The organism is Enterobacter sp. LU1, assembly GCF_008271405.2.
GTDB classification, from domain to species: domain Bacteria; phylum Pseudomonadota; class Gammaproteobacteria; order Enterobacterales; family Enterobacteriaceae; genus Enterobacter; species Enterobacter hormaechei_C.
In genome coordinates, this window is record NZ_CP043438.2 from 3017151 (window position 1) to 3042862 (window position 25712).

General features: G+C 55.6%; 22 protein-coding genes and 1 tRNA gene. 16 read left to right on the top strand and 7 right to left on the bottom strand.

Annotated features, from left to right (window positions below; genetic code table 11):
• The first annotated feature begins 130 nt into the window (after window positions 1–130).
• The 9 genes from FZF21_RS14420 to yejF all read left to right on the top strand — a co-directional run bounded on the left by FZF21_RS14420 (window position 131) and on the right by yejF (window position 11721).
• Window positions 131–1597: a fructuronate reductase gene (locus tag FZF21_RS14420; protein WP_149121267.1), complete on the top strand. Its 1467-nt coding sequence runs from the start codon at window positions 131–133 to the stop codon at window positions 1595–1597.
• A 123-nt stretch (window positions 1598–1720) separates the two neighbouring features.
• Entirely contained in the window at window positions 1721–2707 is a 987-nt protein-coding gene (locus FZF21_RS14425) for a GTP-binding protein (protein ID WP_059295359.1), read from the top strand.
• A 33-nt stretch (window positions 2708–2740) separates the two neighbouring features.
• Window positions 2741–3454: a phosphatase PAP2 family protein gene (locus FZF21_RS14430; protein ID WP_017693036.1), complete on the top strand. Its 714-nt coding sequence runs from the start codon at window positions 2741–2743 to the stop codon at window positions 3452–3454.
• Between the two features lie 415 nt (window positions 3455–3869).
• Entirely contained in the window at window positions 3870–4439 is a 570-nt protein-coding gene (gene mepS, locus FZF21_RS14435) for a bifunctional murein DD-endopeptidase/murein LD-carboxypeptidase (protein ID WP_003859364.1), read from the top strand.
• Window positions 4440–4566: 127 nt separating this feature from the next.
• Window positions 4567–6120 (top strand): cyclic di-GMP phosphodiesterase, encoded by a 1554-nt coding sequence (locus FZF21_RS14440; RefSeq protein ID WP_059295361.1) that lies wholly within the window; start codon window positions 4567–4569, stop codon window positions 6118–6120.
• 75 nt (window positions 6121–6195) lie between these two features.
• Window positions 6196–8001, top strand: a complete 1806-nt coding sequence (locus tag FZF21_RS14445) for an extracellular solute-binding protein (protein WP_017383396.1) — start codon at window positions 6196–6198, stop codon at window positions 7999–8001.
• Window positions 8002–8010: 9 nt separating this feature from the next.
• On the top strand, window positions 8011–9105 hold the full coding sequence (locus FZF21_RS14450; RefSeq protein ID WP_003859369.1) for a microcin C ABC transporter permease YejB: 1095 nt from the start codon (window positions 8011–8013) through the stop codon (window positions 9103–9105).
• Window positions 9105–10130: a microcin C ABC transporter permease gene (locus tag FZF21_RS14455; protein ID WP_015572302.1), complete on the top strand. Its 1026-nt coding sequence runs from the start codon at window positions 9105–9107 to the stop codon at window positions 10128–10130. The genes FZF21_RS14450 and FZF21_RS14455 overlap by 1 nt, the downstream gene beginning before the upstream one ends.
• Before the next feature lies 1 nt (window position 10131).
• On the top strand, window positions 10132–11721 hold the full coding sequence (gene yejF, locus FZF21_RS14460; protein WP_149121266.1) for a microcin C ABC transporter ATP-binding protein YejF: 1590 nt from the start codon (window positions 10132–10134) through the stop codon (window positions 11719–11721).
• A 3-nt stretch (window positions 11722–11724) separates the two neighbouring features.
• Here the strand turns inward: yejF and FZF21_RS14465 are convergent, their stop codons facing one another.
• The 3 genes from FZF21_RS14465 to rsuA all read right to left on the bottom strand — a co-directional run bounded on the left by FZF21_RS14465 (window position 11725) and on the right by rsuA (window position 14268).
• Complete coding sequence (locus FZF21_RS14465) at window positions 11725–12069, bottom strand: YejG family protein (RefSeq protein WP_003859372.1); 345 nt, start codon at window positions 12067–12069, stop codon at window positions 11725–11727.
• Between the two features lie 276 nt (window positions 12070–12345).
• Entirely contained in the window at window positions 12346–13545 is a 1200-nt protein-coding gene (locus tag FZF21_RS14470; protein ID WP_017383400.1) for a Bcr/CflA family multidrug efflux MFS transporter, read from the bottom strand.
• 15 nt (window positions 13546–13560) lie between these two features.
• Complete coding sequence (gene rsuA / locus FZF21_RS14475) at window positions 13561–14268, bottom strand: 16S rRNA pseudouridine(516) synthase RsuA (RefSeq protein ID WP_017383401.1); 708 nt, start codon at window positions 14266–14268, stop codon at window positions 13561–13563.
• A gap of 151 nt (window positions 14269–14419) precedes the next feature.
• On the opposite strand from rsuA, the gene FZF21_RS14480 reads away from it, so the two are divergent.
• Window positions 14420–16180 (top strand): DEAD/DEAH box helicase, encoded by a 1761-nt coding sequence (locus tag FZF21_RS14480; protein WP_015572299.1) that lies wholly within the window; start codon window positions 14420–14422, stop codon window positions 16178–16180.
• A 125-nt stretch (window positions 16181–16305) separates the two neighbouring features.
• Window positions 16306–16590, top strand: a complete 285-nt coding sequence (gene rplY, locus FZF21_RS14485) for a 50S ribosomal protein L25 (RefSeq protein WP_015572298.1) — start codon at window positions 16306–16308, stop codon at window positions 16588–16590.
• 51 nt (window positions 16591–16641) lie between these two features.
• Here the strand turns inward: rplY and yejK are convergent, their stop codons facing one another.
• Complete coding sequence (yejK, locus tag FZF21_RS14490; RefSeq protein WP_017693031.1) at window positions 16642–17649, bottom strand: nucleoid-associated protein YejK; 1008 nt, start codon at window positions 17647–17649, stop codon at window positions 16642–16644.
• A 134-nt stretch (window positions 17650–17783) separates the two neighbouring features.
• Here yejK and FZF21_RS14495 point away from each other — a divergent pair, with 134 nt between their 5' ends.
• The 3 genes from FZF21_RS14495 to FZF21_RS14505 all read left to right on the top strand — a co-directional run bounded on the left by FZF21_RS14495 (window position 17784) and on the right by FZF21_RS14505 (window position 19941).
• Entirely contained in the window at window positions 17784–18011 is a 228-nt protein-coding gene (locus FZF21_RS14495; protein ID WP_001135586.1) for a YejL family protein, read from the top strand.
• A 19-nt stretch (window positions 18012–18030) separates the two neighbouring features.
• Window positions 18031–19791, top strand: a complete 1761-nt coding sequence (gene yejM, locus FZF21_RS14500) for an LPS biosynthesis-modulating metalloenzyme YejM (RefSeq protein ID WP_047737432.1) — start codon at window positions 18031–18033, stop codon at window positions 19789–19791.
• 73 nt (window positions 19792–19864) lie between these two features.
• A tRNA-Pro gene (locus FZF21_RS14505) sits at window positions 19865–19941 on the top strand.
• 66 nt (window positions 19942–20007) lie between these two features.
• Here FZF21_RS14505 and FZF21_RS14510 read toward each other — a convergent pair.
• Complete coding sequence (locus tag FZF21_RS14510; RefSeq protein ID WP_006811332.1) at window positions 20008–20268, bottom strand: DUF2534 family protein; 261 nt, start codon at window positions 20266–20268, stop codon at window positions 20008–20010.
• Window positions 20269–20470: 202 nt separating this feature from the next.
• Here FZF21_RS14510 and eco point away from each other — a divergent pair, with 202 nt between their 5' ends.
• On the top strand, window positions 20471–20980 hold the full coding sequence (eco, locus tag FZF21_RS14515; RefSeq protein WP_015572295.1) for a serine protease inhibitor ecotin: 510 nt from the start codon (window positions 20471–20473) through the stop codon (window positions 20978–20980).
• Between the two features lie 134 nt (window positions 20981–21114).
• Here the strand turns inward: eco and mqo are convergent, their stop codons facing one another.
• Window positions 21115–22764 (bottom strand): malate dehydrogenase (quinone), encoded by a 1650-nt coding sequence (gene mqo, locus FZF21_RS14520; RefSeq protein WP_032103229.1) that lies wholly within the window; start codon window positions 22762–22764, stop codon window positions 21115–21117.
• Window positions 22765–22951: 187 nt separating this feature from the next.
• Between mqo and FZF21_RS14525 the strand changes: the two genes are divergently transcribed.
• The gene (locus tag FZF21_RS14525) at window positions 22952–24247 is read left to right on the top strand and encodes a SulP family inorganic anion transporter (RefSeq protein ID WP_033487472.1); all 1296 of its coding nucleotides are present in this window, start codon (window positions 22952–22954) and stop codon (window positions 24245–24247) included.
• Here FZF21_RS14525 and mgtE read toward each other — a convergent pair.
• Entirely contained in the window at window positions 24210–25646 is a 1437-nt protein-coding gene (gene mgtE / locus FZF21_RS14530) for a magnesium transporter (protein WP_006811337.1), read from the bottom strand. The two genes, FZF21_RS14525 and mgtE, sit on opposite strands and share 38 nt — an antisense overlap.
• Window positions 25647–25712: the final 66 nt, after the last annotated feature.

The window sequence follows — 25712 nt, forward strand, 5'->3', positions numbered from 1 at the left end:
GTCAATACAGCACGCGGCATTGATTGATCAAACTCACATAACAGGGATATTTACGGCTTACCAATTTAATTTGTTGTCATATAACTTTACACTGGCATTGTTAATTAATGGTTAATCAGGTGTGTATTACATGAAGACTATTGCCTCCCCCGCGCTTCCTGCTCATGTCCAGCAGCCCCGCTACGATCGTGAGCAGTTACGCTCCCGCATCGTCCATTTCGGTTTTGGCGCGTTCCACCGGGCGCATCAGGCGTTGTTAACAAACCGGGTACTGAATGCCAAAGGAGGCGACTGGGGAATTTGTGAGATTAGCCTCTTTAGCGGCGATGTCCTTATGGGCCAGCTCCGGGCGCAGGATCATCTGTTTACCGTGCTGGAGAAAGGTGCCGAAGGCAATCAGCCCATTATTATCGGTGCGGTAAAAGAGTGCCTGAACGCCAAACTCGACTCGCTGGCAGCCATTATTGAGAAATTCTGCGAACCGCAGGTGGCAATTGTCTCCCTCACCATTACCGAAAAAGGCTACTGCATCGATCCGGCGACGGGAAAACTGGATATGCGCAACAGCCGCATCCTGCACGATCTCGAGCACCCGTCTGAGCCGCATTCCGCGCCGGGTATTCTGGTTGAAGCGCTTCATCGCCGCCGCGAGCGGGGCCTGCCGGCGTTTACCGTGCTCTCCTGCGACAATATTCCCGACAACGGCCACGTGGTGAAAAATGCCGTTCTCGGCATGGCCGGAAAGCGTTCCGCAGAGCTGGCCGCATGGATCGAGGCGCACGTGAGCTTCCCTGGCACCATGGTCGACCGAATCGTGCCCGCCGCCACCGACGCCTCACTCGCGGAAATCACCCAGGAACTTGGCGTTGAAGATCCCTGCGCCATCAGCTGTGAACCGTTCATTCAGTGGGTAGTGGAAGATAACTTTGTCGCCGGGCGTCCGGAGTGGGAGGTGGCAGGCGTACAGATGGTTGAGGATGTCCTGCCCTGGGAGCAGATGAAGCTGCGGATGCTGAACGGCAGTCACTCCTTCCTCGCGTATCTGGGCTACCTTGCCGGCTACACGCACATAAATGAATGTATGCAGGACGACAGTTTCCGCGAGGCGGCCCGCAGGCTGATGCTGAATGAGCAGGCCCCTACGCTGCGCATCAACAACGTTGATCTGACAGCCTATGCTGACAGCCTGCTTGACCGCTTCGCCAACCCGGCCCTACAGCATCGTACATGGCAAATCGCCATGGACGGCAGCCAGAAGCTGCCTCAGCGCATGCTGGATGGGATCCGCGTGCATCTTGAGCGTAACACCGCCTGGCCATTACTGGCGCTGGGGGTGGCGGGCTGGATGCGCTACGTCAGCGGTACGGACGAACAGGGCAACGCCATTGACGTACGCGATCCGCTGAGCGACAAGTTTCAGGCCATTGTCGCTACCAGCAGCGACGCAGAACGCGTTAGCGCCCTGCTGACGCTAAATGAAATCTTTGGCGACGACCTGCCGCAAAACCCTGTCTTTGTCGAGGCAATCACCAGCGCGTACCAGCGCCTCGTCCGGCTCGGCGCGCGCCAGGCCGTTATCGAAACGTTAAAAATTTAGCGATTATTGCGTTTAAGGCGAACGGTTTTGTGCTCCGTTCGCCCTCCCTCTTCTCAATGCCCGATTTTTTCGTCAGGATGATAGATAGTTGTTACTACATCACAATTATTTATCGGAGCGCACGTGACCAAAACCAACCTGATCACCGGTTTTCTCGGCAGCGGTAAAACTACGTCCATTCTGCATTTGCTGGCCAATAAAGACCCGGCAGAAAAGTGGGCCGTGCTGGTCAACGAATTTGGCGAAGTGGGGATCGACGGCGCGTTGCTCGCCGACAGCGGCGCGATGGTGAAAGAGATCCCGGGCGGGTGTATGTGCTGCGTGAATGGTCTGCCGATGCAGGTCGGGCTGAATACGCTGCTGCGTCAGGGCAAGCCGGACCGTCTGCTGATTGAGCCCACCGGGCTGGGTCATCCTAAGCAAATCCTTGATTTACTGACCGCCCCGGTATACGAGCCGTGGCTTGAGCTGCGTGCGACGCTTTGCCTGCTCGACCCCCGCCAGCTGCTGGATGAAAAAGCGATCAATAACGACAATTTCCGCGACCAGCTCGCCTCGGCAGATATTATCGTGGCGAATAAATCCGATCGCGCGACGGCTGAGAGTCAGGCCGCGTTCGAGTCCTGGTGGCAGCAGGCTGGCGGTGGACGTCAGTATGTGCAGACCACCCAGGGCAACATTGATGGCGCCCTGCTCGATCTTCCCCGCCTCAACCAGACGCAACTGCCTGCCAGCGCTGAGCATTCGCATAGCCACGGCGCGAAGCAAGGCCTGGCTGCACTGAGCCTGCCGGAGCATCAGCGCTGGCGTCGCAACCTGAACAGCGGCCAGGGGCATCAGGCCTGCGGGTGGATCTTCGATGCCGATACGGTTTTCGACACCATTGGTATACTGGAATGGGCGAGACTCGCGCCGGTTGAGCGGGTAAAAGGGATCATGCGCACTCCGGATGGTCTGGTGCGCATTAACCGTCAGGGCGAGGATTTCTTTATTGAAACCCAGAACGTCGCGCCACCCGACAGCCGGATAGAGTTAATTAGTGCGGTTAATACCGACTGGAATGCCCTCCAGTCAAGCCTGTTGAAGCTTCGTTTAAGTTTGGGCGGCTAACGTTGCCCCTGATTTCACACATTGCTGAAGACTATGACGACTCGACTTCCTGCTATTTTATTGCTCAACGCTGCCGGCCTGGCGATCTTTTTCTCCTGGTATATCCCGGCGGATCACGGTTTCTGGTTCCCGCTGGATTCCGGGCTGTTCCACTTCTTTAACCAGGCGCTGGCGAAGAGTGAAGCCTTCCTGTGGCTGGTGGCGATCACCAACAACCGCGCGTTTGACGGCTGTTCGCTGCTGGCAATGGGCTGTCTGATGCTCTCCTTCTGGCTGAAGGAAGACAAAACGGGTCGTCGCCGTATTCTGATTATCGGCCTGGTGATGCTGCTGACGGCCGTGATTATCAACCAGCTGGCGCAGCATCTGATGCCGGTTAAACGCGCCAGTCCTTCGCTCTTTTTCCCGAATATTAACCGCGTCAGCGAGCTGCTTCATATTCCAACCAAAGATGCCTCGAAGGACAGTTTCCCGGGCGACCACGGTATGATGCTGCTGATTTTTGCAGGCTTCATGCTGCGCTATTTTGGTAAAAAAGCCTTCACCATCGCCCTGGTTATTGTGGTGGTATTTGCATTCCCGCGGGTGATGATTGGCGCTCACTGGCTGACAGATATCGCCGTAGGCTCCCTCACGGCGGTGTTAATTGGTTTACCGTGGGTGCTGATGACCCCACTGAGCGATCGCATAATAGGCATTTTTGATCGCTATCTTCCTGGCAAATTTAAACAAGCTGGAAACAAATAAATAACGAAAATTAACACCATTCATCAGGGATCGTTTTCGATCCCTGCGTCACTTCTTTTCGGCGTCATTCAACGCTGTCATCATCCCGTCATACAATTCGTGATAAAAATGAAGCAATTGCAGGGATTACCGATATGAATGGCGGCATTTTGAGCAATTCCGCGCTGTAACTTTGTGTATCACATTTTCTTATAAAAAAATGGACTTTTTTGCTCGCAATACCCCGTGCAATCGGTTAACCTCGAACTCGTTTTGCCCCACTGAGATAATTATTATCATGGTGAATAATTTTGTGCGTTGAGCCACAGTTTTCACCATAAAGAATTGTCTCATTGTGAACAGATTATTAGTCTCGTCACGGTTGGCATTTTTATAACGATATTTTCGTTAAGGACTTCAAGGGAAAACAAACAAAATGGTCAAATCTCAACCAATCTTGAGATATATCTTGCGGGGGATCCCGGCGATTGCAGTGGCGGTTCTGCTTTCGGCATGTAGTACGACGAATACCGCGAAGAATATGCATCCTGAGACGCGTGTTGTGGGAATGGAAGATTCCTCTTCACTGCAAGCCTCTCAGGATGAATTTGAAAATATGGTACGTAATCTCGACGTTAAGTCGCGTATTATGGATCAGTATGCTGACTGGAAAGGTGTGCGTTACCGTCTGGGCGGCAGCACCAAGAAAGGCATCGATTGTTCCGCGTTCGTACAGCGTACGTTCCGTGAGCAGTTTGGGTTAGACCTTCCGCGTTCTACTTATGAGCAGCAGGAAATGGGCAAATCCATTTCGCGCACTAAACTGCGCACGGGCGATTTAGTCCTGTTCAGAGCGGGTTCAACCGGTCGACACGTTGGCATCTATATCGGTAACGATCAGTTTGTCCATGCTTCCACCAGCAGTGGTGTGACGATTTCCAGCATGAACGAACCTTACTGGAAGAAGCGCTACAACGAAGCTCGCCGCGTTCTGAGCCGTAGTTAATATTGCTGTCGTATCGTTGGTTATCCCTTGGCTGGCGATACGATAAAAAAAGCACTGCTCCGGCAGTGTTTTTTTTTGCCCGTTACACTGATAACTATCCAGCGGCATTTCAGGAATCACGACATCTATGTTTACCCGCTACTTCTCCAGCAACCGCAAGATTCTGTTTCTCAGTTTCCTTACGGGGTTATTCACTGCCCTGCTCCTGGGAGCATTACAGTTTTACTGGAGTTATCACAAGCGAGACGTCAGATTCGATACCCTTATTACCGATTTAAGCGTCTACATGGAGAGCTATTTCGATGAGCTCAAAATGTCGATTGATACGCTCCAGCCACTCACGCTAAACAGCTGCGAGGAAGTGAGTGCCGCCCTGACCTCCCGGGCGGCTTTTAGCATCAACGTGCGCGCTTTTTTGCTGGTAAAGGATAAAAACGCCTACTGCTCTTCCGCCACCGGCCCGATGAATGTCCCTCTGGAAGCGCTTATTCCTGAACTGCACATCAATAAACAGGTTGATATGGCGCTCCTGCCGGGCACCCCCATGATGCCGGACAAGCCCGCGATTGCCATCTGGTATCGCAACCCACTGGTGAAGGACGGCGGTGTATTTACCTCCGTTAATCTTAACCTGACTCCTTATCTCCTCTACACCTCAAGACAGGATGAGTTTGCCGGTATTTCCATCATTATTGGCGATTATGCGTTATCAACCCATTCCGGAACGCTGGTCCCTGCGCGTGATTTGCCTGATATCCCGGTCCGTACCGCCACGCTGAAAAATGTGCCTCTGACCATCCATGTTTATGCGGAAGCCTGGACGACCGATGAAGTGCTGTACGCCCTGTTTTTCGGCCTGGTCTGCGGTATCGCGGCGGGCCTGTTGAATTTCTATATTCTTACTATCCGTCTTAATCCGGGGAAAGAGATCCTAACGGCCATCAAACGCGACCAGTTTTACGTGGTCTATCAACCCGTCGTGGATGCGCAGTCGCTCAAAATGACCGGGCTGGAAGTCCTGATGCGCTGGAAGCATCCGGTGATGGGAGAAATTCCACCGGATGCCTTTATTAATTTCGCTGAAGCGCAGAAGCTGATTGTCCCGCTGACGCTGCATCTTTTTGACCTGATTATCCGCGATGCCCCTGTCCTGCAAACGGTGCTCCCGCCTGGGGCCAAGTTTGGGATCAACATCGCGCCCGGGCATCTGCATGCGGAAAGCTTTAAAGAGGATATGCGCGCGTTTGCCGCCGCCCTTCCACCCGATCACTTCCAGATTGTGCTGGAAATAACCGAGCGCGATATGATCAACCACCGCGAGGCTAATCAGCTGTTCGAATGGCTGCACGAAGAAGGTTTTGAAATTGCCATCGATGATTTTGGCACCGGCCACAGCGCGCTGATCTATCTGGAACGCTTTACGATGGATTACCTGAAAATTGACCGTGGCTTCGTGAATGCCATCGGGACTGAAACCGTCACCTCGCCAGTGCTTGACGCGGTGCTGACGCTGGCAGAACGCCTGAATATGTTAACCGTTGCCGAGGGTGTTGAAACGCCGGAGCAGGCGGCGTGGCTGCGCGAGCATGGCGTGAACTATCTTCAGGGCTACTGGATCGGCCGCCCGATGCCGCTGGAGCAGTTCAGGACGTGGCAACCCGACATCACGCTCGGGGAATAATTTCACAATCACGGCGCTGTCCCTTATTATTCTGTTCAACCGAGCCTGCCTGTGAACAAAGGGATCCGCCGCACTATGATTATGCGCGTTGTGTTGACGCTATTGGCGCTGGTGAGCCTGTCGAGCCAGGCGCAGACCATCAAAGAGAGCACGGCCTTTGCCGTCATTGGCGAGCCGAAGTACGCGGTTAACTTTAACCACTACGATTACGTTAACCCCGCCGCCCCGAAAGGCGGAAACGTGACGCTTTCCGCCACGGGAACGTTTGACAACTTTAACCGCTTTGCCCTGCGCGGCGTGGCGGCAGCGCGTACCGAATCCCTCTATGACACGCTGTTCGTCACCTCCGACGACGAGCCCGGCAGCTATTATCCCCTGGTTGCTGAGAACGTGCGTTACGCCGATGATTTCAGCTGGGCAGAAATCGCGATTAATCCGCGGGCGCGTTTTCACGACGGTACGCCGGTTAGCGCCCGTGACGTGGCATTCACCTTTCATAAATTTATGACCGAAGGCGTGCCGCAGTTTCGTCTGGTGTACAAGGGCACCACGGTGAAAGCCATCGCCCCGCTGACCGTGCGAATCGAACTCCCTGAGCCGAACAAAGAGAATATGCTGAGCCTGTTCTCCCTGCCCGTCATGCCCGAATCCTTCTGGAAAAATCATAAGCTGAGCGATCCCCTCTCTACCCCGCCGCTGGCCGGAGGGCCGTATCGCATTACCGACTGGCGAATGGGCCAGTACGTGATCTATTCCCGGGTAAAAGATTACTGGGCAGCCACGCTGCCGGTAAACCGGGGCCGCTGGAACTTCGATACAATCCGCTACGACTACTACCTGGATGATAACGTGGCCTTCGAGGCATTTAAGGCGGGCGCGTTTGATTTACGTGTCGAGAACAGCGCCAAAAATTGGGCGACCCGCTATATCGGAAAAAATTTCGCGAAAGGCTATATCGTTAAAGACGAACACAAAAACGAATCCGCGCAGGACACGCGCTGGCTGGCGTTTAATATTCAGCGCCCGGTTTTTTCCGATCGTCGGGTGCGTGAAGCCATTACCCTGGCGTTTGATTTCGAATGGATGAACAAAGCGCTGTTTTACGGAGCCTACAGCCGGGCGAACAGCTATTTCCAGAATACTGAATATGCCGCCCGTGATTATCCCCACGCGGACGAGCTGGTTTTGCTGGCGCCAATGAAAGCGGAGCTCCCGCCGGAGGTGTTCACCCGCGTATTTGAACCGCCCAAATCCGACGGAAACGGGTTCGACCGGGACAACCTGCTGAAAGCCAGCAACCTGCTGGATGATGCTGGCTGGGTGCTGAAAAATCGGCAACGGGTTAATGTGCAAACCGGTAAACCGCTCAGCTTCGAACTGCTGATTGCCTCCGGCGCAAACGATCAGTGGGTGCTGCCATTTAAGAAGAACCTTGCCCGGCTTGGCGTCACCATGAATATCCGCCAGGTCGATATGGCCCAGTTAACCAACCGCAAGCGCAGTCGCGATTACGACATGATGCAGACCCTGTGGGCCGCGCAGCCGTGGCCGAGTTCAGATCTGCAAATCTCCTGGGCATCGGGGTATATCGACTCCTCCTACAACGCCCCGGGCGTAAAGAGCCCGGTGATAGATGCGCTGATTGCAAAAATTGTCGCCGCTCAGGGCGATAAGAACAAGCTTCTGCCGCTTGGCCGCGCGCTCGATCGGGTCTTAACCTGGAACTATTACATGCTGCCGATGTGGTATATGGGCGAAGATCGCGTGGCCCGCTGGGATAAATTCTCCCTGCCTGCCGTTCGCCCGGTCTACACCCTCGGCTTTGACACCTGGTGGTATGACGTGAATAAAGCCGCAAAATTGCCCGCAGAGCGGCGTTAAGGAGTGACGATGGGCGCTTATCTTATCCGCCGGCTGCTGTTAGTGATCCCGACGCTGTGGGCCATCATTACCATTAACTTTTTTATCGTCCAGATCGCCCCCGGCGGTCCGGTGGACCAGGCAATTGCGGCAATAGAATTTGGTCACGCTGGCGGCATGCCGGGCGGCGGCGGTGAAGGAATGGGGGCCAGCCATGCCCGGACGGGCGTGGGCAACATCAGCGAAAGCCACTACCGGGGCGGTCGCGGACTGGATCCGGAGGTGATCGCCGAGATCACCCATCGCTATGGTTTTGACAAGCCGCTGCACGAGCGTTATTTCAGGATGCTCTGGGATTATGTCCGTTTCGATTTTGGCGACAGCCTGTTTCGCAGCGCCTCGGTGTTAACCCTGATCAAACAAAGCCTGCCGGTTTCCATCACGCTCGGACTGTGGGGGACGCTGATTATTTATCTGGTCTCCATTCCGCTGGGGATCCGAAAAGCGGTCTACAACGGTAGCCGTTTCGATATCTGGAGCAGCACATTCATTATCATCGGCTACGCTATCCCGGCGTTTCTGTTTGCCGTGCTGCTGATTGTCTTTTTCGCCGGCGGCAGTTATTTCGACCTCTTCCCGCTGCGCGGGCTGGTCTCTGCGGATTTCAGCACCCTGCCGTGGTATCAGAAAATCACCGATTACTTCTGGCACATCACGCTTCCGGTGCTGGCGACGGTCATCGGCGGTTTTGCGGCGCTTACGATGCTGACCAAAAACGCCTTTCTTGATGAGATCCGCAAACAGTACGTCGTCACCGCGCGCGCCAAAGGCGTCGGTGAAAAGCAGATCATGTGGAAGCACGTTTTTCGTAACGCCATGCTGCTGGTGATTGCCGGTTTCCCCGCCACGTTCATCAGTATGTTTTTTACCGGCTCGCTGCTGATAGAGGTGATGTTCTCGCTCAACGGATTAGGGCTGCTGGGCTATGAGGCCACCGTCTCCCGTGATTATCCGGTGATGTTTGGCACACTCTACATTTTCACCCTGATCGGCCTGCTGCTGAACATCATCAGCGATATCAGCTATACGCTGGTCGATCCCCGTATCGATTTTGAGGGCCGCTGATGTCGCGTTTAAGCCCCGTCAATCAGGCCCGCTGGGCGCGCTTTCGCCACAACCGTCGCGGCTACTGGTCGCTGTGGATCTTCGCCGTCCTGTTCGCCTTAAGTATGTGTTCGGAACTGATTGCCAACGATAAACCCCTGCTGGTGCATTTCAAAGACCGCTGGTATGTGCCGGTGCTGACTACCTACAGCGAAAGCGATTTTGGCGGCCCGTTTGCGACGCCAGCCGAGTACCAGGATCCCTGGTTACGTGAACAGATAGCGCAGCACGGCTGGGCTATCTGGGCGCCGATTCGTTTTGGCGCGAACAGTATTAACTTCGCCACGTCCACCCCCTTCCCTTCGCCGCCTTCCGCGCAAAACTGGCTGGGAACGGACGCCAACGGCGGCGATGTGCTGGCGCGCATTCTCTATGGCACCCGCATCTCGCTCCTGTTTGGGCTGCTGCTGACGCTCTTTAGCAGCGTAATGGGCGTTGTGGCGGGCGCCGTGCAGGGCTATTACGGGGGTAAAATAGATTTATGGGGACAGCGCGTGATTGAAGTCTGGTCCGGTATGCCGACGCTGTTTCTGATTATCCTGCTGTCCAGCGTGGTACAGCCTGGCTTCTGGTGGCTGCTCGGGATCACCGTCCTGTTCGGCTGGATGGCGCTGGTCGGCGTGGTACGCGCGGAGTTTCTGCGTACGCGGAATTACGACTATATTCGCGCCGCGCAGGCGTTAGGCGTGAGCGATGGCGCAATCATCTTCCGCCACATGCTTCCCAATGCGGTGGTGGCGACCCTTACCTTCCTGCCGTTTATTTTGTGCAGCTCCATCACCACCCTGACGTCGCTTGATTTTCTTGGTTTCGGTTTGCCGCTGGGCTCACCGTCCCTTGGCGAACTGCTGTTGCAGGGCAAAAACAATCTCCAGGCCCCCTGGCTGGGCATCGCCGCATTCCTCTCCGTGGCGGTGCTGCTTTCCCTGCTGATTTTTATTGGCGAAGCCGTGCGCGATGCCTTCGATCCCAACAAGGCGGTATGACATGACCCGGCCTCTTCTGAGCATAGAGAATCTGTCGATTGCGTTTTCAAAACAGGGCGAATCACGCACGGTGGTGACGGATTTATCGTTGCAGATCCAGCGTGGAGAGACGCTGGCGCTGGTCGGGGAATCCGGCTCCGGTAAGAGCGTTTCGGCGCTGTCGGTGCTGCGCCTGCTCCCTTCCCCGCCGGTCAGCTATCCGCAGGGGGATATTCTGTTCCATGGACAATCGCTGCTGAACGCTGACGAGCAAACCCTGCGCGGCATTCGTGGCAACAACATCGCCATGATTTTTCAGGAGCCGATGGTGTCGCTCAACCCACTGCATACCCTGGAAAAACAGCTCTATGAAGTGCTGTCACTTCATCGGGGAATGCGTAAAGAGGCAGCGCGGGGTGAAATTCTGGACTGCCTTGAACGCACCGGTATCCGTAATGCGGCGAAACGGCTGAACGATTTCCCGCACCAGCTTTCCGGCGGCGAGCGCCAGCGCGTGATGATTGCAATGGCCCTGCTCACGCGCCCCGAACTGCTGATTGCCGATGAACCTACTACCGCGCTGGACGTCACGGTACAGGCACAAATTCTGCAACTGCTGCGCGAACTGCGCGACGAGCTGAACATGAGCCTGCTGTTTATTACGCACAACCTGAGCATCGTGAAAAAGCTCGCTGACGCGGTGGCCGTGATGCAAAACGGCCGCTGCGTGGAACAGAACCGGGCATCCGCCCTGCTGAGCGCGCCTCAGCACCCGTATACACAGCGCCTGCTCGATAGCGAACCCGCTGGCGACCCGGTTCCGCTTAACGCTGACAGCGCGCCGTTGCTGAGGGTTGAGGGGCTGTCGGTGTCATTCCCGATCCGCAAAGGCATTTTGCGTCGCGTGGTCGATCACAATCATGTTCTGAAAGACATGAGCTTCGCTCTGCGTCCGGGCGAATCGCTTGGGCTTGTGGGCGAGTCCGGTTCAGGCAAAAGCACCACCGGCCTGGCGCTGCTGCGCCTGATCGCCTCTCAGGGAAGCATTGTTTTTGACGGCATGCCGCTGCAAAACCTGAATCGCCGGATGATGCTTCCCATGCGTCCGCGGATGCAGGTGGTATTTCAGGATCCAAACTCTTCGCTTAACCCGCGCCTGAGCGTATTACAGATTATTGAAGAGGGCCTGCGCGTCCACCAGCCGACCATGACGGCGCAACAGCGTGAAATCGACGTGAAGCGGGTGATGGCGGAAGTGGGTTTAAATCCCGAGACCCGGCACCGGTATCCGGCTGAGTTTTCCGGCGGACAGCGCCAGCGTATAGCGATTGCCCGCGCGCTGATCCTGAAACCGGAGCTGATCGTGCTGGACGAGCCAACCTCTTCCCTGGACCGCACCGTGCAGGCGCAAATTCTGGCGCTGCTGAAGGGGCTACAGGAAAAGCATCGGCTGGCCTATATCTTTATCAGCCACGATTTACAGGTGGTGCGTGCGCTTTGCCATCAGGTGGTGGTATTGCGGCAGGGAGAAGTCGTTGAGCAGGGAGAGTGCCAGCGCGTATTCACCGCGCCGACGCAGGATTACACGCGCCAGCTATTGTCCGCTGACTAGCACTCAGAAAGGATATTGACCGGAGAACGGCTCGGCAATGGCCACGCCGAAGTTTTTCAGACGACAGGTGGCGGCAAACTCATCCTGGCTGTTAACAAACAGGCACGGCTCACCTTCGCATTCCAGCACGGAGCTGTCCACTTCGATGTCCGTCAGCGCCTGGCTGAGACGTTCCATGACCGGCCACGCATTTTCATCGCTCGGGCTGAGCAGTTTGAGGGCCACCAGACAATTATCCTCCCCGGCAACGCTTTGCGGAATCGGTTCAACTTTCGAACCTGCAAAACCCGTCGACCAGCGATAGCTCTGGGGCAAGCGATGGACAATGGAGAGTTGTAATGTATTCACGTTCAGATCCCCGGAAGCAAATTTACTTCACAATTTATTTACATTTATAGTAACACATCATCGCCAACCTGCACTGTTTAGCGGATTTTATAGGCGTTGCAGGCTCGCGTCGGCGCTATATGTACCCGTTTCTGCGATCTAACTCAACCTTTTTAAATACAATGATGTGACTTTTTACATAAATAGATTTTACATAAAAGAAACAAACACAGGGTAAACGAACGGAGGGTTGGTTGATATGGGTCAACAAAAAGGCCCGTCACGGGCCTTAAGTGGTCATTTATGCGCCGTCTTTCGCGGCCGGCTGGCGTAAAGATAGAAGAGTATGGAGCAGGTCGCGCAGAGGGCAATCGCCCACAGCATCGGCCAGGCGGTATTAAACGTCGCCGTCGAGAGCAGCGCCCCGACTATCGCGCCAATTCCGAAACGGAACGTTCCTGCCAGCGACGAGGCGGTGCCCGCCATATGCGGAAATTCGTCGAGGATCACCGCCATCGCGTTGGATGAAACCATCGATACGCAGCCGACAAACGCCGCCACGCCCACCACCAGCGCCCAGAAACCGACGCCCAGCAACGCGCTCAATACCAGCCAGATAGCCATCACGAACTGGATCCACAGCCCGGCGCGGAACATATTCAGCGCCCCAACCCGCCGGACAAAGCGGCTGTTGATAATGGTCATCACAAACAGGAACACAATATTCAGCGCGAAGTAGTAACCAAAATGCTGGGGTGAAACATGGTTCAGTTCGATGTACACAAACGGCCCCGCGCTCAGGAACGAAAACATTCCGGCAAAGCTGAAGCCGCTGGCCAGCATATAGCTGAGCACACGCTTATGGCGAAACAGCGAGGCAAAGTTGCCAAGCGTGGTGCGAATGTGGAACTTCTGACGTCGCTCGACCGGCAGCGTTTCATCGATAAAGACGAAGATCATCACCGAGGCCAGCAGCGCGGCAATCGCCAGGATCCAGAAAATCGCATGCCAGCTGAACCACACCAGGACCGCCCCGCCCACCATGGGGGCGACCAGCGGCGCAATTGTCGTGACCAGCATGACGAACGACATCATGCGTGAGAACTCTTCCTTCGGGTAGACGTCGCGCATCAGCGCGTTAATCACCACGCTTGCCGCAGCCGCCGCCAGGCCATGGAAGAAGCGCATCACAATCAGCTGATCGATACTCTGCGCCAGCGCGCAGGCCACCGCCGCCGCGGCAAATATCAATGTCCCGCCCAGGATAACCGGTTTACGCCCCAGGCTGTCGGCCATTGGTCCATAAAAGAGCTGACCGAGGGCAAAACCAAGAATGTAGGTGCTGAGCGTCATCTGCGCGCTGCCTGCCGGTACGCCAAACTGCGCGGAAATCACCGGCAGCGCGGGCAGATACATATCGATAGACAGCGGCATCAGCATGGCCAGCAGGCCAAGGATAAATACAATTTTAAACGACGAGTGTGGCCTGGTGGTCACAGGGTTCTCCTGAATTTAGCGTGAAGGCAGCCCGACGCTGGCAATCTCTTCTTCCGTCAGCGGGCGATATTCCCCTGGGGCCAGGTCTGGATCGAGTTCAATCGCGCCGATACGTTCACGATGCAGCCCCACAACGTGGTTGCCCACGGCGGCAAACATCCGCTTTACCTGATGGTAGCGGCCTTCACTGATGGTCAGACGGACGTCCGTGGGGGTGAGGATTTCCAGCACCGCCGGTTTGGTCAGATCCTTCTCATTATGCAGCTGAACGCCTTTCGCGAATTGCTCTGCCGTGTCATCCGAGACCGGAGACTCAAGCATCACCCGATAGGTTTTCTCACAGTGATGGCGCGGGGAGGTGATGCGGTGCGACCACTGGCCGTCATCGGTCATCAGCACCAGGCCGGTAGTATCGATATCCAGTCGCCCTGCCGCATGCAGCTTGTGCGCCACAGGTTCGTCGAGGAAATAGAGCACCGTCGGGTGATCCGGATCGTCCGTTGAACAGACGTAACCTTCCGGTTTGTTGAGCATGAAGTAGCGCGGGCCATTCTGCTGGGTCAGCGGGTTGCCGTCATACTCCACCTGGTGCTCAGGCTGGAGTTTAAAAGCGCTGTCTTTCACAATGTCGCCGTCCACGGTTACGCGGCTGGCGCGAATTTCACGCCCGGCAATAGCGCGGCTTACGCCGAGTTGCTGAGCGATAAACTTATCAAGTCGCATGAAATCTTTTTAGCCTTAATGGTGCTGGAAGTCGGACTACGCGTCCGAAAAAGAAGCAGTCAGAAACAGTTCAGTATAATGGTCTGGTTGCGCCACTCAAGGGAAAAAGTTTCGTGGCATACTATATGCGAGTTAACTGAATAGAGAAGCCATGACGTTCACATTACGCCCCTATCAGCAGGAAGCCGTTGATGCCACCCTCGCCTGGTTTCGCAAGCATCGGGAGCCCGCCGCCATCGTTCTCCCGACCGGAGCCGGTAAAAGCCTGGTGATTGCCGAACTGGCGCGCCTGGCCCGCGGACGCGTGCTGGTGCTGGCGCACGTCAAAGAGCTGGTGGCGCAAAACCACGCCAAATATTGCGCGCTCGGCCTGGAGGCCGACATTTTTGCCGCCGGACTGAAGCGCAAAGAGAGCCACGGAAAAGTGGTGTTTGGCAGCGTACAATCCGTTGCGCGCAACCTGGAACTGTTTCGCAGCGAGTTTTCCCTGCTGATTGTCGATGAGTGTCACCGCATCAGCGATGACGACGACAGCCAGTATCAGCAAATCCTCACTCATCTGAAAAAGGTGAATCCTCACCTCCGTCTGCTTGGCCTCACCGCCACGCCGTTTCGTCTGGGCAAGGGCTGGATTTATCAGTTTCATTATCACGGCATGGTGCGTGGCGATGAAAAGGCCCTGTTCCGCGACTGTATCTATGAGCTTCCGCTGCGCTACATGATCAAGCACGGCTACCTGACGCCGCCGGAGCGGCTGGATATGCCCGTCGTGCAGTACGATTTCAGCCGCTTACAGGCGCAGAGCAATGGGCTGTTCAGCGAGGCAGATCTTAACCATGAGCTGAAAAAACAGAAGCGGATCACGCCGCATATCATCAGCCAGATTGAAGAGTTCGCGCAAACGCGCAAAGGGGTGATGATTTTTGCTGCCACTGTCGAACACGCGCGCGAAATTACGGGGCTGCTGCCCGCCGACGACGCGGCGTTAATTACCGGTGAAACCCCCGGCCTGGAGCGCGACAGCCTGATTGAGGACTTCAAAGCTCAGCGGTTCCGCTATCTGGTGAATGTCTCCGTACTAACCACCGGCTTTGACGCCCCGCACGTCGACCTGATTGCGATTCTTCGCCCGACGGAATCCGTCAGCCTGTATCAGCAGATTGTTGGCCGCGGGCTGCGTCTGGCGCCGGGCAAAACCGACTGTCTGATCCTTGATTACGCCGGTAACCCGCACGATCTCTATTCGCCGGAAGTCGGCACGCCAAAAGGCAAGAGCGACAACGTGCCCGTTCAGGTTTTTTGCCCTGCCTGCGGGTTTGCCAACACCTTCTGGGGGAAAACCACCGCCGACGGCACGCTGATCGAACATTTTGGCCGCCGCTGTCAGGGCTGGTTTGAAGACGATGAAGGCCATCGCGAACAGTGTGACTTCCGCTTCCGCTTCAAAAACTGCCCGCAGTGCAATGCCGAAAACGACATTGCCGCCCGCCGCTGTCGGGAGTGCGACACGGTCCTGGTCGACCCGGACGACATGCTGAAAGCGGCGCTGAAGCTGAAAGATGCGCTGGTGCTGCGCTGTTCCGGCATGGCCTTACAGCCCGGCGCGGATGAAAAAGGCGAGTGGCTAAAAATTACCTACTACGACGAGGATGGCGCAGACGTCAGCGAGCGGTTCCGGGTCCAGACGCCCGCCCAGCGCACCGCGTTCGAGCAGCTCTTTATCCGCCCGCATACCCGCACGCCTGGCGTGCCGCTGCGCTGGATAACCGTGGCCGATATCGTGCGCCAGCAGGCGTTACTGCGCCATCCTGATTTTGTTGTCGCCCGTAAAAAAGGGCAGTTCTGGCAGGTGCGTGAGAAGGTCTTTGACTATGAAGGACGCTTTCGCCGGGCAAACGAATTGCGCGGTTAACGGGACTTTTCGTTGATGCGCGAGCCATTTGAGTATAAAATGCCGCCCGCTTCACATCCGTGAGGCAGAACACTCACCTGCTGCTGGGTCGCCTGTAGTAGGGTTTTAAATACAGAGAGAAATCAATGTTCACTATCGAAGCAGAAGTACGTAACGTGCAGGGTAAGGGTGCGAGCCGCCGCCTGCGTACCGCAAACAAGTTCCCGGCTATCGTTTACGGTGGCGAAGCTGCTCCAGTTGCTATTGAACTGGATCACGACAAAGTATGGAACATGCAGAACAAAGCTGAATTCTACAGCGAAGTTCTGACCATCGTTGTTGACGGTAAAGAAGAAAAAGTGAAAGTTCAGGCTGTTCAGCGTCACGCGTTCAAGCCAAAACTGACTCACATCGACTTCGTTCGCGCGTAATCGCAAACCTGTCGAGAAAAACCCCGCGTTTGCGGGGTTTTTTTATGGCTGTTACTTACCGCCTGAAGTGCGACGCTGAAGCTGGTCGCGCAGATTCGGCGGTGTGCCTTTAATGGTCAGCGTGTCGGTGGCCGGGTCCCAGAAGATACGTTCCCCGAGCAGCATGGCATCAAAGTTAATGGTTAACCCACCGCCGCTACCGGCAAATTTCGTCAGCTGACGCAGCGTACTGCGATCCGCCGGGAAGCTCTCTTCCAGCTCATAGCCTTTTTCCGCAGTAAATTCCTGGAAGCTGACTTCGCTGACGCCTGCCAGCTCTTTGGACAGCGACTCCAGCTCAATCTCTTCTCCAGCCTGTAGTTGCTCGTTGCAGTAGCTGTAAACCTGCTGACGCACGGTCTGACGCTCAGATTTATCAAGCTGCGCCTCAGCCGTAAAGTCATCCACCGCCTGGAGGAGACCTTTGTTCTGCGCTTTGGCATTCAGCCCTTCGCTGGCGCCGAGGAAGTCCATAAAGAAATCCGCCACTTTGCGGCCCACGCGGCCTTTAAGGAAGGTCAGATAGCGCGTTGATTCCGGGTTGGTTTCCCATTCGGTTAAATCGATACGCGCCACAATATCCGCATGGTTGATATCCAGGTAGTGCGTTGAGCTGATATCCAGCTGCTCGTTCACGCGCATACTGCTTAAGTTATTCAGCACGGTGACCAGCAGATACTCTACCGCCAGATAGCGGTAGTGGCAGAACAGGACGATACCGCCATCGGCGAAGGGATATTTCGCCAGCTCGTCACGCAGACGGCCAGTAGCAGCGCGGCTGAATGCCAGGAAATCCTCTTCGCCCTGACGTTGCAGGCGCAGGCTATCCGCCAGTTCGCTCTCTTCGCTGAACAAGCCATAGGCTTTATTTTTCGCGCTGTAGACGCGATGCAACTCCGCCATCATCTCGACAACGGTAGGCGTTGGTTCCAGTAACGAATCGCGCAGCACCACTTCAAGGGTTTGCTCATCACGCTTGATAAGCTGGTGCAAGGCAATCTGGTTGATTTCCAGACTCATGATAAACTCTCCTTTTAGACCGGGCGGTATTCAACCACCACCAACGCATGTGTGCAACAGAAGATAAAAAAGGGGAAAAAAAGCTGTTGCTACGGTAATATGTCGCCCTTCTCTCAACAAACTGATTTTGATTTATGCCACAACATTCCCGCTACAGTGACGAACACGTTGAACAATTGCTCAGTGAGCTGGTCAACGTACTGGAAAAACATAAAACGCCAACCGATCTCTCCCTGATGGTTTTGGGAAATATGGTTACCAACCTGATCAATACCAGCGTTGCTCCGGCTCAGCGTCAGGCGATCGCCAAATCTTTCGCCCAGGCTTTGCAGTCCTCCGTTAGCGACGACCAGGCACACTAAGGGAAACGAACAACAGTTTATGGTGACGAATCGTCAGCGCTACCGTGAAAAAGTCTCCCAGATGGTCAGCTGGGGGCACTGGTTTGCCCTGTTCAACATTCTGTTGGCGATGGTGCTCGGCTGCCGTTATCTGTTTGTGGCGGACTGGCCAACCACGTTAACCGGGCGCATCTACTCGTGGATGAGTCTTGTTGGTCACTTTAGCTTTCTGGTCTTCGCCACCTATCTGCTGATCCTGTTCCCACTGACATTTATCGTCATGTCGCAGCGGCTGATGCGCTTCCTGTCCGCCATTCTTGCGACGGCGGGCATGACGCTGTTGCTGATCGACAGCGAAGTCTTTACCCGCTTCCACCTGCACCTGAATCCTGTCGTCTGGGAGCTGGTGATTAACCCGGATCAGAACGAGACCGCGCGCGACTGGCAGCTGATGTTTATCAGCGTGCCGATTATCCTGCTGATCGAAATGCTGTTCGCCACGTGGAGCTGGCAAAAACTCCGCAGTCTGACCCGACGCCGCCATTATGCGAAGCCCGTCGCGGCGCTCTTTTTCGCCTCATTTATCGGTTCGCACCTGATGTATATCTGGGCAGATGCGAACTTCTACCGCCCGATTACCATGCAGCGCGCGAACCTGCCGCTCTCCTATCCGATGACGGCGCGTCGTTTCCTCGAAAAACACGGCCTGCTGGACGCGCAGGAGTATCAGCGTCGTCTGGTCGAACAGGGTAATCCGGAAGCGGTCAGCGTGCAGTATCCCCTGAGCGATCTGAAATATCGTGACATGGGACGCGGTCAGAACGTGCTGCTGATTACCGTCGATGGCCTGAACTATTCCCGCTATGAGAAGCAGATGCCAGCGCTGGCTGAATTCGCTGAAAACAACATCGTATTCACTCAGCATATGAGCTCCGGTAATTCGACCGACGCGGGTATTTTCGGCCTGTTCTACGGCATTTCACCGAGCTATATGGATGGCGTGCTGTCGGCCCGTATTCCGGCGGCATTGATTACCGGGCTTAATCAGCAGGGCTACCAGCTGGGGCTGTTTGCCTCTGATGGTTTCAACAGCTCGCTGTACCGCCAGGCGCTGCTGTCTGATTTCTCACTGCCCGCCGCGCAGAGCCAGTCTGACGATCGGACCGCTGACCAGTGGATAGACTGGCTGAAGCGCTATGCGCAGGAAGATAACCGCTGGTTCTCCTGGGTTGCGTTTAACGGCACAACGCTTGATGACAGCAATCAGAAAGGCTTCGCGCGCCGCTATAGCCGTGCGGCGGGTGATGTCGATGCGCAGATCGGCCGCGTGCTGACCGCACTGCGCGACGCGGGTAAGCTGGACAATACGGTCGTGATTATCACGGCGGGGCATGGCGTGCCGCTCGGCGACGAGGCGAAGGCCATGGACTGGTCGCGTCCGAACCTGCATGTTCCCCTGGTCATCCACTGGCCGGGCACTCCCGCGCAGCGCATCAACATGCTCACCGACCATAAGGACGTCATGACCACGTTAATGCAGCGGCTGCTGCACGTCAGCACACCGGCCATTGAGTACTCGCAGGGACAAGACCTCTTTAGCGCCACGCGGCGTCATAACTGGGTCACGGCTGCTGGCGGAAACACGCTGGTGGTGACCACGCCGACGTTGTCCCTGGTGCTGAACAGCAACGGCAATTACCAGACGTATAACCTCGAAGGTGAGAAGCTGAAAGACCAGAAACCGCAGCTCAGTTTGCTGTTGCAGGTGCTGACAGACGAGAAGCGCTTTATCGCTAACTGATTATTTATGAATCAGTTAGCGTTGCTTGCCCCTTGCATTCAAAAAGGAATCGAGTAGTATTCCTTTTATGCGTCGGCACGTAGCGCAGCCTGGTAGCGCACCGTCATGGGGTGTCGGGGGTCGGAGGTTCAAATCCTCTCGTGCCGACCAAAACTACACAAAAAAACCAGCCGCTTATGGCTGGTTTTTTATTGCCCTTCTCCGCATGCACAATGCTTAGTGCTTTTCACGCCCACCGAGAAAGAAAATCCCCAGCGGAATAGCCAGCAGCACGGTGAACACCAGGCTGTAAACAAAGATCATCGCCGATTGCAGGACAAACATGCTGGTTGTCCAGGCAGAGAGCGGGATGTTGTACTGCTCAATCACACCGACAATGGTTGCTCGCCCCACGCATGCAGCAGCAATCATAAACACAACCAGTAACGCCAGCAGGAACTTGCGGCCTTCAGGTGTCTTCAGTTTTTCCCGTACCATCTCCCCTCCCTTTACAGATGAATAACAATAATTAACGCGTAAAATAACACGATTGCCGCATCGACTCCAACACAGCATTAAACACCAATAAATAAACATAAAAGCAGTGTATTACTCCATTTAAAATGAAAATATGAGTAAATTGCGCCAACTATTCACGTACTATATGTTAGTCTTTCCAGGATCGTTTTAACAAAAAGGAATGACAGTGAAAAACGCACCTAAATTTGCCATCGCCCTCATCGCCGCTGCGTGCGCCAGCACCAGTGCTTTCGCCAGCGAAACCCGGAAAGAGCAGCCGCTGGAAAAAGTTGCTCCGTATCCGCAAGCGGACAAAGGGATGAAGCGCCAGGTTATTCAGCTCCCGGCTCAGCAGGATGAAGCAAATTTCAAAGTTGAGCTGTTAATCGGCCAGACGCTGGAAGTGGATTGCAACCAGCATCGCCTGGGCGGCCAGCTGGAAAGCAAAACGCTGGAAGGCTGGGGCTATGACTACTATGTCTTCGACAAAGTAACCTCGCCAGTCTCCACCATGATGGCGTGCCCGGACGGCAAGAAAGAGAAGAAATTTATTACCGCGTATCTGGGTGATAACAGTCTGCTGCGCTATAACAGCAAGCTGCCGATCGTCGTATACACGCCGGAAAACGTGGATGTGAAATATCGCGTATGGAAGGCGGATGAGACGGTAGGACAAGCGGTAGTTCGTTAATAATAAGTCGGGTGGCGCTCTCGCTTACCCGACCAGGAAAGGGTGCGTTCTGGTGCCCTCACCCCAACCCTCTCCCACCGGGAGAGGGAGAAAACACTAAAAACGGTAACGGATGTTACCGTTTTGCGTTTACCTTACAGCGCGATATCCGCTACCGGCTTGCTTTCCGCCTGAGGCTTCAGCTCTGCCTTAGGCGCAGCATCCGCAGCCTGCGGTTTGACGTATTGCAGTTGCAGAACGCGGCTGGTGTATTCCAGCTCTTGTTCCGTGGCTTCAACGTTACCGTTCAGCTTCGTACCGTAGGATGGAATAATGGTTTTCAGCTTCGCCTGCCATTCCGGGCTGGATACTTTGTCCTTAAACACTTTTTCCATCAGGTGCAGCATGATTGGCGCAGCGGTAGACGCCCCCGGAGATGCCCCCAGCAGCGCGGCAATGGTGCCATCCTTATCGCTTACCACTTCGGTGCCCAGACGCAGCACGCCGCCCTCTTTCGGATCGCGTTTGATAATCTGCACGCGCTGACCTGCCTGCCACAGACGCCAGTCTTCTTTCTTCGCCTGCGGATAGTACTCTTTCAGCGCCTCGAAGCGTTCTTCATCAGAGAGCATCACCTGGCTAATCAGGTATTTCACCAGATCGAAGTTATCCAGCCCCACGTCCATCATTGGCTTAACGTTTGACGTCGTGGTCGCGCTCAGCAGATCCCACAGGGAACCGTTTTTCAGGAATTTGGTGGAGAATGTGGCAAACGGCCCGAACAGCACTACGCGCTTACCGTCCAGCATGCGGGTGTCGATATGCGGAACGGACATCGGTGGTGCGCCCACAGAGGCCTGACCGTACACTTTCGCCAGATGACGGTTAACCACTTCCGGGTTTTCCGACACCAGGAACTGGCCGCCAACCGGGAAGCCCGCGTAGTCGTCTGCTTCCGGAATGCCGGACTCCTGCAACAGTTTCAGCGCCGCGCCGCCCGCACCGATAAACACGAACTTCGCCTTAATCACATGCTCGGCTTCGTTGTTTTTCAGATCGGCAACGGTCACGCTCCAGCTATTATCCGCGTTGCGCTTGAAACCACGCACTTCGGAGCTGAGTTGCAGGTTAAAGTTCTCTTTTTTCTTCAGAGAGGACACCAGCTGACGGGTGATTTCACCGTAGTTAACGTCAGTACCAATTTCAGTGCGGGTCGCCGCTACTTTCTGGTTCGGATCGCGGCCTTCCATGACCAGCGGCGCCCACTCTTTGATTTGAGCGTGATCTTCAGAGTATTTCATCCCGCGGAAAAGCGTGCTCTGTTGCAGGGCAGCGTAGCGCGCGCGCAGGAAGTTGACGTTTTGATCGCCCCACACAAAGCTCATGTGCGGTACGGTGTTGATGAAGGAGTGCGGATTGTGCAACACACCGCTGTTCACCTGGTGAGACCAGAACTGACGTGAGATCTGGAACGCTTCGTTGATCTCTACCGCCTTCTCGATACTAATGGAACCGTCCTTTTTCTGCGGCGTATAGTTCAGTTCCATGAGTGCCGAGTGCCCCGTCCCGGCGTTGTTCCAGCCGTTAGAGCTTTCCTGTGCCACGCCATCGAGGCGCTCGACCATGGTCATGGACCAGTTCGGCTCTAATTCCTGAAGATACGTTCCCAGCGTGGCGCTCATGATGCCGCCACCAATTAAAAGGACATCCGTTTCCTGCTCTTTTGGTGCGTCAGCCTTCGCTGCCATCGAGACGGCGTTCAGCCCCACGGCCAGAGAAAAGAGCACGGCAGTCATTTTTTTCATCATTTATGCCTTAGTTGAATAGTGCTTGATGCGTGGAAATTACAGGTGAAACACGCTGCGGTGGCACGGTAGCAACTTTTAAATATTGTTTAAAGGTTACGAAATTATTGTAATTGTGAAATTTAATGATGGATTGTTTGTAGGGATTTGGCAGACAGGCTGGCACCCGACGATTTTCCTGGCTATCATGCTGCACTTTGTGATCGCGCGCACGGAAGCCTGCCCCTACCAGCGAATTGTTATGTCATTACCCCACTCGTCTGTACCTCAAGAAGGCCATGTCGCCACTGTTTTACGTTCGCCTCACCGTCTGATGCGCGAAACCCTGGCCGGTGTGATCACCGCGCTGGCGCTGATCCCGGAAGTGATTTCGTTTTCCGTGGTCGCGGGCGTGGATCCGAAAGTGAGCCTTATCGCCTCCGTGGTGCTCTGTTTCGCCCTTTCCCTGCTCGGCGGGCGTCCGGCCATGGTGACGGCGGCGGCAGGTTCCGTCGCGCTGGTGATTGGGCCGATGGTCCATCAACACGGCGTACAGTACATTCTGCCCGCGGTGGTGATGGCAGGCGTGATTCAGATCCTGTTCGGCGCGCTGGGTATGGCGCGGCTGATGCGCTTTATTCCCCAGTCGGTGATGACCGGGTTTGTTAACGCCCTTGGCATTTTGATTTTCTTTGCCCAGGTGCCCCATTTCTGGAGCCGAAGCCCGCTGATTGTGGGCCTGTTCGTGCTGACGCTGCTGATTGTGCTCTGGGTGCCACGCTATATCAAAAGCGTGCCCTCCCCGCTGATTGCCATTGTGCTGCTGACTTTGTTCACCGTCACCAGCGGGCAAATCCTGCCGACGGTAGGGGATGAAGGCTCCATGGGTGGCGGTTTGCCGGGCTTTACGCAACTGCTGGTGCCGCTCAATCTGGAAACCCTGAGCATCATCTGGCCGTGCGCGCTAAGTATCGCTTTCGTTGGCCTGCTGGAATCCTTGTTGACGGCAAAACTGGTGGACGAGCTGACCGCTACCCCCTCCAGTAAGCGCCGCGAGAGCATCGGGCTGGGCGTGGGCAATATTATGGCCGGGTTCTACGGCGGCATTGCGGGCTGCGCGATGATTGGGCAGACCATCGTTAACGTGGAGATGGGGAAAGGCAGAAGCCGTATCTCCACCCTTGCGGCGGGCATCGTACTGCTGGTGCTGGTTACGGCGCTCAGCGAGGTGATGGCCAAAATTCCGATGGCGGTACTGGCGGGAATTATGGCCATTGTGGCCGTCAAGACCTTTAGCTGGCATAGCGTTCAGCCCGGAACGCTGAAAAACGCGCCGGTGGCTGAAACCGTCGTGATGCTGGTGACAGTTGTGGCAACGGTTTCCACCGGCAACCTGGCGATTGGCGTGCTGGGCGGGATTGTGATGATGTTCATCCTCCCTGCCCGACTTAAGCAAAAAGCGCGTGCTACAGAAGAAAAATCGTCGCCAGTCCAAGAAAAATAAAGAAACCGCCGGTATCGGTAATGGCAGTGATCATCACGCTCGACCCCACCGCGGGGTCGCGCCCCAGCCGGGTCATGGTCAACGGGATAATCACGCCCATCATCGCCGCCACCAGCAGGTTCAGCACCATCGCCAGCATCATGACCCCGCCCAGCGCCATATCATCGTACAGCCACCAGGTAATGCCGCCCATGATGCCGCCCCAGACCAGGCCGTTAATCAGCGCGACGCCCATCTCCCTGAAAATCAGCCACGAGAAATTACCCGGCTGAATGTTTTCCAGCGCCAGGGCGCGAACGATCATGGTGATAGTCTGGTTGCCGGTGTTCCCGCCGATCCCCGCCACAATCGGCATCAGCGACGCCAGGGCCACCAGCTGGGAAATGGTATGTTCGAAGCCGTCAATAACGCGGGACGCCACGAACGCGGTGCATAAATTGATGGCGAGCCACGCCCAGCGCGTTTTGACGGCCTTGCCGACGGAGGCATGAACGTCATCTTCGGCACTGATCCCGCCAAGGGCACGCAGGTCGTTATCGGTCTCTTCATAGACCACGTCAACGATCTCATCGATGGTCAGACGCCCCATCAGCTTGCCCACCGAATCCACCACCGCCGCGCTCACCAGGTCATCACGTTCGAAGGTACGCGCCGCTTTTTCGGCATCGTCTTCCGGCGAGAAGACCATCGGCTCGGTTTCCATGACCTCACTCACCCGCTGCTGGGTGCTGTTCAGCAGGATCGTTTTCAGCTCCAGCTCCCCGAGCAGAGTTTTATCCCGCGAGGTGACGAACAGTTTATCGGTGTTGTCCGGCATACTGCCCAGGCGACGAAGATAGCGCTGCACCGTACCCAGGGTGACGTCCGGGCGCACGGTGATGACGCCAAACTCCATGATCGCGCCGACGCTGTTTTTCTCGTAGTGCATTACCTGACGCACGCGCGCCCGCTCTTCAGCAGGCAGGGAAGCCAGCAGGCGTCCGGTCAGGTTGCGCGGAAGATGCTGAACGAGGTAAATCTGCTCATCGATATCCAGCGTTTGCAGGGCGTCAAGGATGTCCCGGTCGCTCATCTCATCGATAAGGTCATCCCAGACGTTTTCCGAGGCTTCAAGCAATACCTGACCGCGCTCGTGATCCTGCACCAGCCGCCACAGGGCGTGGCGCTCTTCGGAAGGCAATGCCTCCAGGGTGTCCGCCAGGTCCGGGGGCGGTAAATGTGCAACCAGCGCACCTACCTCAGCAATATCGTCGGCCAGCGTGCCGACATCATATTGCTCAGCCAGGGTTAGCTTACCCAATAACGTTGACGTAACCGCTTTATCGGTCGTCAGGAGCCAGATGAGCCGCGCACGCTCCTGGTCACGCTGCCTGGCGCTGTTTTTCTTTAATACCGACATCAATCATAAATCCATTAAATGAGTTGGCGTTAAGCATAGCGCGGGGATATGTAAATAAGAATAAAC